This is a genomic window from Desulfobacter sp., assembly GCF_050177295.1.
On sequence record NZ_JBFXHE010000155.1, the window covers coordinates 1 to 9,458 of the forward strand.

General features: G+C 50.0%; 7 protein-coding genes and 1 pseudogene. 4 read left to right on the top strand and 4 right to left on the bottom strand.

Translation table 11 applies throughout. The features are described 5' to 3' along the window. The 3 genes and pseudogenes from AB7U36_RS12105 to rsgA all read left to right on the top strand — a co-directional run. Positions 1-320 (top strand): annotated as a pseudogene (locus AB7U36_RS12105) (translational GTPase TypA); the annotation flags it as partial. Positions 321-358: 38 nt separating this feature from the next. After that, entirely contained in the window at positions 359-2,437 is a 2,079-nt protein-coding gene (locus AB7U36_RS12110) for an EAL domain-containing protein (protein ID WP_428160028.1), read from the top strand. Positions 2,438-2,491: 54 nt separating this feature from the next. Next, a complete protein-coding gene (gene rsgA, locus AB7U36_RS12115; protein WP_428160029.1) occupies positions 2,492-3,574 on the top strand; it encodes a ribosome small subunit-dependent GTPase A in 1,083 nt (360 codons plus the stop codon). A gap of 259 nt (positions 3,575-3,833) precedes the next feature. On the opposite strand, the gene gdhA is transcribed toward rsgA, so the two are convergent. After that, complete coding sequence (gene gdhA / locus AB7U36_RS12120; RefSeq protein WP_428160030.1) at positions 3,834-5,183, bottom strand: NADP-specific glutamate dehydrogenase; 1,350 nt, start codon at positions 5,181-5,183, stop codon at positions 3,834-3,836. 256 nt (positions 5,184-5,439) lie between these two features. Between gdhA and AB7U36_RS12125 the strand changes: the two genes are divergently transcribed. After that, a complete protein-coding gene (locus AB7U36_RS12125) occupies positions 5,440-6,318 on the top strand; it encodes a DMT family transporter (RefSeq protein WP_428160031.1) in 879 nt (292 codons plus the stop codon). Positions 6,319-6,337: 19 nt separating this feature from the next. On the opposite strand, the gene AB7U36_RS12130 is transcribed toward AB7U36_RS12125, so the two are convergent. From AB7U36_RS12130 to AB7U36_RS12140, 3 genes are all read right to left on the bottom strand, one after another. After that, complete coding sequence (locus AB7U36_RS12130) at positions 6,338-7,465, bottom strand: glycerol dehydrogenase (protein WP_428160032.1); 1,128 nt, start codon at positions 7,463-7,465, stop codon at positions 6,338-6,340. Positions 7,466-7,624: 159 nt separating this feature from the next. Then, positions 7,625-8,917 carry an MFS transporter gene (locus tag AB7U36_RS12135; RefSeq protein ID WP_428160033.1) on the bottom strand — a complete coding sequence of 431 codons (1,293 nt, stop codon included), beginning with the start codon at positions 8,915-8,917 and terminating at the stop codon, positions 7,625-7,627. 18 nt (positions 8,918-8,935) lie between these two features. Beyond that, on the bottom strand, positions 8,936-9,458 hold a 523-nt coding region (locus AB7U36_RS12140), incomplete at its 5' end, for a hypothetical protein (RefSeq protein ID WP_428160034.1).

The window sequence follows — 9,458 nt, forward strand, 5'->3', positions numbered from 1 at the left end:
CCCGGGGAAGGCTGCTTATCACACCCGGAACGCCGGTATACGAGGGCATGGTCATTGGCGAACACAACCGCCATTCTGATATTGACGTCAATGCCTGCAAGGAAAAAAAGCTGACCAACATGCGGGCCTCGGGCAAAGACGATGCCACGATCTGCTCTCCGATTAAACCCATGACCCTTGAACAGGCCATCCATTTTATCAGGGATGATGAAATGGTTGAGGTAACCCCCTTATCCATCCGCATCCGCAAGGTGGAACTTAATGCTGCCAAACGCCATATCCTGGCCGGAAAGCTCAAGAAAAAGGATACAGAGACCTGATACGATAACGCTGCACAAGCCTGAAACAAGGTGATGTGATGGATAAAGAGAACAACAGAAAACCAATATGGCTTGAGTCCGCTTATGGTCCAGGGGCGGATAAAATGCTTTCCGCCCTTGGACCGGCCAGGGCGCAGATTGCCGGGGCAGTGGATAATTTTTATCATACATTGTTAAAGATTCCTGCTGCAGAAAGAATTCTGGGAAATGTCTCCGGCCGGGAGTTCGACCGGCTGAAAAAAGCCCAGGCCGGTTACCTGACCATGATCGTATCCCCGGGTATCACCATGGATGAACACCGCCGGATGGCTTTGAAGATCGGTTACATGCACTGTTTTGTGGGGGTCTACACAGATCTGCTCACAGAATCTTCCATCCTTTATGGGGATATTGCAGGCCTGCTGACATCGGGGACAGCCGATGAGGATGCGCTTAAACGTCTTATTTCCCGGCGCCTGCAATTTGATTTGATCACACAGATAGGGGCCTATGTTGCAGTCCAGCACACCCGCCTTGACGTATATAACCAGGTCAGCCGTCTAAAAGACCCGGAAACCACCCTGGATTTAATGGGTTCCGTGTTGGACCTGCTCATGAATTCGTTTGAAAAAAGCCTTTCCGGCGTGGCCTTCGGCAGCGTGAAAAACGGCACTTACCGCCATATGCTCTCCATGGGACATGTCCCTTTTGGGCCGGAACATGGCAGTGACACCGGATATCCCACAGTTAAAATCCGAAAAATAGAACAAGCCTGGTTCAACGAACAGTCTTTTGTGAAAAATCATGTATATGACTGTTCCGAATCATTTGACAGCCTCAAAGAAGCCTGTGTGACCAAAGGGATCCGTTCTTTTGGTTTTTTCATGCTCCACGACCTGAAATATGCACCCAAGGCATATCTGCTTGTGTGCGGAAAATTCCCCGGATATTTTTCCGACAAATCCATGAGGTATTACTGGAATCACCTGGCAGACGTGATTGGCGGCCATTTTGACATGATTGAACGCTCCCGGGTCAAGCGGCAAAGCCGCCTGTCCGACGGACTGACTTACCGACAGCTTCTGGCACGCCGGCGTGTGAATATGTATTACCAGCCAATTATTGATCCTGGCACCGGATGTACGGTGAAAGTCGAGGCCCTGGCCCGGCTGGTGGACGGGGAGCGGATTATTTCCCCTGGACTGTTTCTGCCCTCCTTTGGCACAAGTCATCTGCGGGACCTGTTTGAGATCGGGTTGGCGCAGGTGCTCGAAAAATTGCCCAGGGTCAGCAAGACGCCGTTGATGTGCAGTATTAATCTGCCGCCCGAGGCCCTGCTGGATAAAGAGTGGCTTGGGAAACTGCCGGGGTATCTTGTGCAGGCGGGCGCGGATCCCCAACGGATATGCCTTGAGATCCTTGAATCTTCACTCCATGATGATCCCGGGGTGATGAAGCAGTTATTCTCCCTGCGTGAGGCAGGTTACAGCATTTTCCTTGATGATGTGGGTGCCGGCGAATCCTCCCTGTTGCGTCTGGTGAACCTGCCGGTCTCCGGGATCAAGATAGACCAGAGCTTTGTGCGTTCCTTACCCCGCAGCTTTGAAAATATTGATCTGATTCTCTCCCTGCGGTTTCTGACGCATAACCGCGGGCTTGAATGTATTGCCGAAGGTGTTGAAAATATAAATATTGCAGAGACCTTGTTCCATATGAGCAAGGGGCAGATTTTTTTCCAGGGATATGCCTATGCAAAGCCGATGCCCGCTGAAGACCTCGCAGTCTGGCTGGCCCGGGATAACCCGTGTACGCCTGAGCCGAAGAGTCCCCGGACCCTTTACGGCTGGTATTCAGGTCATATTGGCCGGCTTTTTTCCATACGTAATGCCCTGCACACGATTCCCGACCTGATAGATGTTAACCGCCTGCAAACCGCTGAATCCTGCCATTTGCATGCCAATATACGCAAGATCGGAGGACATGCCGAAATAGAAGACGCCCACCGGCAGTGGCACACCGATTATGCAAGATGCGTCAGAAGAATTCAGTCCGAGGCCAACTGCCAGGACCTGTGGCAGACACTTGAGGCGTCCAAGCGCAACCTGCAGATCCTGATTGAAAGAGCCATTCGTAAATAGTTGGCGCCGGAACGCCGGATTGATGCATGTCATAAAGAGGAGTACAGTTACCGTATGAAAGACAATAATTTTAAACATCTTTCCCCTTTGGGTTGGACATCCTGTTTCCAGTCGCAGCTGAAAAATCTTGACAATAATTCTCTTATCCCGGCCCGGGTGACCGGGGTCAGGAGAAACAGTTTTTTTATCAATGACGGAAAAGAGGAGCGGACAACAACCCTATCAGGAAAACTTCAATATGAGTGCGGCAGCACATATCCGGTTGTCGGAGACTGGGTTATGGCCAGGCAAACAGTTATAGCCCGGATCTTGTCGCGAAAAAACACCCTGACCCGGGGCGCTTCAGGCATGCGCAGCCGAAAATCAGGCGAGTGCCGGGAGCAGATCATCGCGGCCAATCTTGACAGCGTATTTATCGTTACCGGACTTGACCGGGATTTTAATCTGCGCCGCATTGAGCGCTACCTGACCCTGGTCTATAACTGCGGGCTGAATCCGGTAATCATCCTGACAAAAGCGGACCTTCACCAGGCCCCCGAACATTTTATGAACCAAGTGGAAACCATTGCATTCGGCGTTCCCGTACATCTGGTATCTGCTTTGGATAATTCGGGGCTGTCCGACCTGACGCCCTATCTGGGGCATGGCCGGACCTGTGTCATGGTGGGATCTTCAGGCACAGGCAAATCCACTCTGATCAACCGATTGTGCGGTAAAACCGTCCAGGCAACCGGCGAGGTAAGTGCCCATGTGGGAAAGGGGACGCACACCACCACGTCCCGGGATCTGATCCTAATGCCCCAGGGCGGAATGATCATTGACAATCCCGGTATCCGTGAAATCAGTTTCTGGGATATTGACCAGGGTGTTGAATTTACCTTTCCGGAAATAGAAGCGCTGGGGGGCCAATGCCGTTTTTCAGACTGCACCCACACCCACGAGCCCGGGTGCAGGGTTCTTGCAGCCGTCCAGGACGAAGAACTGACCGAAGCCAGGTTGGAGAACTACCGCAAGATGAAACGGGAACTGGAATATATTTCCTCCCGGAAAAACAAGAGCGCGGATCGTGTGGAAAAGGAGCGGTGGAAACAGGTGAGCATGAGAATCAAGTCCATATCCTCCAAAAAGTCCTTTTAATTTGTATTATTTTTTAATTTTATAGATGTCCATAGCCGGTTGAACCGGGGTACAATGTTCACTGTCTTTTTTCCGGCTCATGAAGCAAACCATGCAGAGATGACCGCGATAAAATGTCGGATAAAACAACAAAAGGACTTGGCCTAGGCCGCTATATCCTGGGGCATGGTTTCATGCCTAAAAAGAGGATGATAAAAATTCAAAGAAGTTCAAAACAATTATTGAACATCATTACACCCCCTCTATCATTAAACCGTATTCAGAGAATACCCTGATCCATCATGGCGTCCGCCACCTTGACAAACCCTGCGATATTGGCGCCGTTCACGTAATTGCCAGGGGTCCCGTACTCTTCGGCCGCATCCAGGCAGGCGTGGTGGATGCTTTGCATAATGCCTTTGAGCTTGGCTTCAACCTCATCCCTGGACCATTTAATGCGCATGGCGTTCTGGGACATCTCAAGGCCGGATACAGCCACGCCCCCGGCATTGGATGCCTTGCCCGGCGTATAGAGCAGCTTGTGATCCAGAAAAATATCAATGGCGTCGGGAGTTGACGGCATATTGGCCCCTTCGCACACAAGATACACCCCGTTGTTCACCAGGTTCTGGGCATCCTTTGCATTGATTTCGTTCTGGGTCGCGGAAGGAAACGCGCAATCCGCTTTATGATTCCACAGCGGATTGTGGTCCTGACTGGCGTCAACGGCGGTGTACTGGGCCTTGGGATATTTTTCCACGTAGTCTTTGATCCGGGAGCGCTTAACATTTTTAAGGTACATGACCCACTGCAGGCGGGTTTCATCAATGCCTTCCTCGTCATAGATATAGCCCGAGGAATCAGACAGGGTCATCACTTTTCCGCCCAACTGGTTGATCTTTTCCGTGGTATACTGGGCCACATTGCCCGAACCTGACACCAGGCAGATTTTATCCTTCAGACAGTCATTGCGGGTGCCCAGCATCTCGTCTGCAAAAAAAACAACGCCGTAGCCTGTGGCCTCGGGCCGGATCAGCGAGCCGCCCCAGTTCAGGGCCTTGCCGGTAAGCACCCCTGTGAACTCATTTTTCAATTTTTTATACATGCCGAAAAGATAACCGATCTCCCGGCCCCCCACGCCGATATCCCCTGCCGGGACATCCGTGTCATGGCCGATGTGGCGGAACAGTTCCGTCATGAAGCTCTGGCAGAACCGCATCACCTCAAAATCGGATTTTCCCTTGGGATCAAAGTCGGACCCGCCTTTGCCGCCCCCCATGGGAAGCGTGGTCAACGCATTTTTAAATACCTGCTCAAAGGCAAGGAACTTCAAAATGGAAAGGTTCACGGAAGGATGAAATCGCAGACCGCCCTTGTAAGGACCGATGGCCGAGTTCATCTGAATGCGGAACCCCCTGTTCACCTGCACCCGGCCCTGGTCATCCACCCAGGGCACCCGGAACTGGATCACACGGTCCGGTTCCACGATGCGCGCCATGATGCCTGCATGCCGGTATTCAGGATTTTTATCAAGCACCGGTTTTACGGATTCCACCACCTCGTGAACGGCCTGGTGAAATTCTTTTTCATAAGGGTCTCTGCCGCTGACAATATCCATTATGGTTCCCATGTTAAATCGTCTCCTGTGTTTAAGAATGATAATTTTTCGCCGTTGAAAAGATCGGCCATAGCACCGGCAAAATCGCCGGCTGCCTTTTGAACATATGCTTTCAATTTGTAACATGGCTAGGGAAGGCCATGGAAGCAAAATTTTCGGCAATCAGTGTTTGACCCGTATATTGACAAGCCTGCCGGACGTGATAGGATGCTTGAAAAATAGTTGGTGTGGCAGGGGATTGCCATCTATGTAAACCGGAAAGGAAATTATGGGTTCTGCCTTTGCTCTGGGATGCGCATTTTTCTGGGCCTTTGCCGTTATCCTGTTTAAAAAAGCAGGGGAGAGCTTCTCGCCCATTGCCCTGAATATTTATAAAAGTGTTGTGGCCATGGTCCTGGTCGGTTTGACCATGCGCGTGATGGGCATCCCTTTTTTCCCCGATGTGCCACCGCGGGTATGGTGGATTCTTGTCCTGTCCGGATTATCCGGCATCACCCTGGCCGACATATTTTATTTTTCCGCTCTGAACCGCCTGGATGCCGGCATGGTGGCGGTCGTGGAATGCCTGTATCTGCCTGGTGTTCTCGGATTTTCCTATATTCTTTTAGGAGAACGCATGGGTGTTTTGGGGATCATCGGCAGTGGTTTGGTCCTTTGTGCCATACTGGTGGGGGCCGTTAAGGATTTAAAACCCGGAACCATAGGCAACGGCCAAACGCTGTGGGGGCTTTGCGCAGGTGTCCTTGCCATGATGTTCATGGCGCTGGGCATTGTGATTGCCAAGGATGTACTGGACCAGGCCGATGTATTCTGGGCCACCTTTGTCAGGGTGACGGCAGGGACACTCGGCCTTGTGCCCATTGTGCTGTGCCACCCGGAACGAATGCGGTTTGCCCGAGAGCTCAAATTTTCAAAAGCCTGGCTCAATGCCTTTCCGGCAACAGTAAGCGGAAACTACATTGCTCTGGTACTCTGGGTGGCGGGGATGAAATACACCACCGCATCTCGAGCCGGGGTGTTAAACCAGATGTCCACCATTTTTCTTTTTATTCTGGCCACGGTATGGCTTAAGGAAAAAATGACGGCCCAGCGGCTGGCCGCCATTTTTATGGCGGCCACCGGGGCATATCTTGTAATTGTGAATTAATATTCCTTTTTCAGATGTATTATCCTTTACGTATTCCGGTTATCAGACGGTCTCCCCTGTCTTTTCTTTTATTTCCAAAAGCATCTGTTAATTTAAGCGCAGAAAACACCATCTCCGGAGTAACGGGTATGGGTTCATTGTGAATGGTTTCGCCTTCCTGACACGCCGATTGTGCTACCTTCATCAGGTCTGCGTCTGAAATATCCGATAGACCGATGTCCCCAAGCGTTGTCGGTAGCCCAACGGTTTCACAAAAGGAAAATACTTCATTAATCAGATCCATTGGTTTATCCGTAAGAAAAAGTGAAGTCAACGTTCCAATGGCAACCTTTTCACCGTGGAAATGATATTGTGTTTGTTCCAGCACGGTCAAACCATTATGAATGGCATGTGCAGCCGCAAGCCCGCCGCTCTCGAACCCTAAACCGCTTAACAATGTGTTTGCTTCCACAATATGTTCCAGCGCCGGCGTTATTGCATGGTTTTCACAGGCCAATGTGGCAAGATGTCCGTATTCAACAAGCGTTTTGTAGCAAAGTTCCGCCAATGCAACAGCGGTAATAGAACATAGGTCTCCCGCCATATTTTTCGCATATTTCGTTTTACACGATTCAGCTTCAAACCATGTGGCGAGGGCGTCGCCCATTCCTGAGACGGTAAATCGGACAGGCGCCTGTGCAATTATCTTTGTGTCCACCAAAACAAGATCGGGATTTTTAGGAAGCATCAAATACCGCTTAAATGCTCCTGTTTGCGTGTAGATCACTGAAAGCGCACTGCATGGCGCATCCGTGGAGGCAATGGTTGGCACCACAGCAACTGGGAGTTTTAATTTATAAGCAACCGCTTTTGCCGTATCTAATGTTTTTCCCCCGCCAATTCCGACGATTACTTCTACCTCCTGCTTTTCAGCAATAGAAGACAGTCTGTCTATCTCTTCATCCGAACACTCTCTATTAAATTTTTCAGCCTTGATCCGGATAAATTTTTGAATATCATTTTGGAGGAGGGGTAACCACTTTTCAAAGAAAAAAGGAGTGCATATGGCAAAACCCTTTTGCCCGAATCGAGATAACTCTGCGCCCAATCTTTTAATGGCATCCGCACCTTGAACGTAACGGCCTGGGAACAATGTTGTACGTATCATTTTTTTTCTTTCAATAGTATACCGATTGAATCAAGAGCGCGATTTTTTGCGTTCCCTGCATTTTTATCTGTGCCCGGCAGTAAAATCAAGGGCTGCTCCCCGAAAAGTATGTTCAAACACCGGCCCCCCTGTCTGGTCACTGCCAGACTCCTTTGGGCTTTATTGATATTTTTTTGCAGCAGCTGTTCCTGCCTTTTCGTCTATCTTTGATAGAATCAAAGATCCAATACCGAAGAATACGGCCAAAACAGCAACCCCGGCACGCTGGGAATTGAATATCTGGGTTAGAATTCCCAGGAACAGCGGCCCGAAAAACGCCGTCAATTTACCTGAAAAGGCGAAAAAACCAAAGAATTGATTCTCTTTTTCCCGGGGAACAAAGCGGCCGAGCAGGGAACGGCTGGCACTTTGGTTGGGACCTGCAAAAAATCCCACAAGTACGCCTGCGGTCCAGAACATGGCTTTGCCGGGTGCACAAACTGCCAGCACCACGGCCAGGGTTAAAATGATATTGGATATCTGGATGGTGGTTTTGCCCCCCAGCTTGTCGTCAAATATGCCCATGATTAAAGCGCCTGCGCCCGCTGCCACGTTGAGCACGATGCCGAAAATCATGATTTCCTTAAAGGAGAAACCAAAGGTGCCGGCTGCATAAATTCCTCCAAAGGCAAAAATGGTTACAAGGCCATCGTTGTAAATCATTCTTGCAATGAGCAGTTTGACGATTTCCCGGTAAGACCGGATATCTTTAAACGTGTCTTTAAGATCGGCAAAGGCGGCCCGGACAATGGCGGCCTTGCCGTTATTTTTTATTTGGTTGCAGGATTTGGATTTCACAAGAATAAACAAAGGAATGGAAAAAAGTCCGTACCACAGAGCCACCAGGATGCAGGTAGCCCTGATGTTGGCCCCGGATTCCCGGGACAGGCCGAACCAGGGAATTTCCGGATTGATAAAACCGGCCATGGCGACAAACATGGCTAAAAGCCCGCCAATATACCCCACACCCCAGCCGATGCCCGAAATTCTCCCAATGTTTTTTTCACTGGAAATGTCCGGCAAAAATGCGTTGTAAAATACCATACCGATTTCAAAAGCCAGGTTGGACAGGACAAACCAGATCAACGCCTGATAAACCTGGCCCGGCTTGACAAACCAAAGCATAGCTGAGCCTGCCGCACCAATCACTGTGGAAATAAACAAAAATGTTTTTTGCGCATTGCCATGGTCAGCCAGGGCCCCAAGAACAGGAGATAAAAAAGCCGTCAGAAGTGCCGTCAGCGTGACGCCTCTGGACCACAGCGCTGTACCGTAGATTTTATCCGGCGCAATGGCTGAAACAAAATAAATGGAATAAATAAAGGTTACAATCAACGTGGTGTAGGCAGAGTTGGCAAAATCGTACATCACCCACCCCAATATCTGTTTTTTGTCTGTCCGGGGGCTGCGCATATGGTTATTTCCCTGTAGTTAAAATGGTAGTGTAACAGCCTGGTATAACAGCGGTTTGATGTTATGCTGCCCATACCATGTGCCAAATGTATTTACCGGCAGGTCCGGGCGGATGTCCGGCAGTTTCGTGTCCGCCAGGACCCGTGATTCAAGCGGGCTTCTTTTTTCGTTTTCTTTGCATTTCTCCATTGCCCGGTCAATGGTATCAAGGGCCGCAAGTGTGGCATTCACCGTCTCCCGGATCAAGGTCAGAAGATCTGTGGAATAAAAAGCCCCGGAACAGGGATGCCGGTATTTAAGCCGGCCTGAAAAAAACGGCAAAAAGCAGGGTTTGCTGAAAGGATAAATCAATCCTGCGGAAGAATCAGGTACAGGATGTGAGGTGCCGGCCATCTTTATCGTCCCCTTGCGTATGACATAGGCGCCAAACAGTGCATGAACCATCGCGTGCCATTGCAGGGCGTGTTTCAAAAAATAGGTGTTGGGGCATTGGGGAAAAAACAGGCTGGACATAATCTGATACAGCGTTGGTTTTGAAATT

Coding starts and splice junctions, on each gene's coding strand:
- AB7U36_RS12110 (WP_428160028.1), top strand. CDS start 359: ATGGATAAAGAGAACAACAGAAAACCAATATGGCTTGAGTCCGCTTAT.
- rsgA (WP_428160029.1), top strand. CDS start 2,492: ATGAAAGACAATAATTTTAAACATCTTTCCCCTTTGGGTTGGACATCC.
- gdhA (WP_428160030.1), bottom strand. CDS start 5,183: ATGGGAACCATAATGGATATTGTCAGCGGCAGAGACCCTTATGAAAAA.
- AB7U36_RS12125 (WP_428160031.1), top strand. CDS start 5,440: ATGGGTTCTGCCTTTGCTCTGGGATGCGCATTTTTCTGGGCCTTTGCC.
- AB7U36_RS12130 (WP_428160032.1), bottom strand. CDS start 7,465: ATGATACGTACAACATTGTTCCCAGGCCGTTACGTTCAAGGTGCGGAT.
- AB7U36_RS12135 (WP_428160033.1), bottom strand. CDS start 8,917: ATGCGCAGCCCCCGGACAGACAAAAAACAGATATTGGGGTGGGTGATG.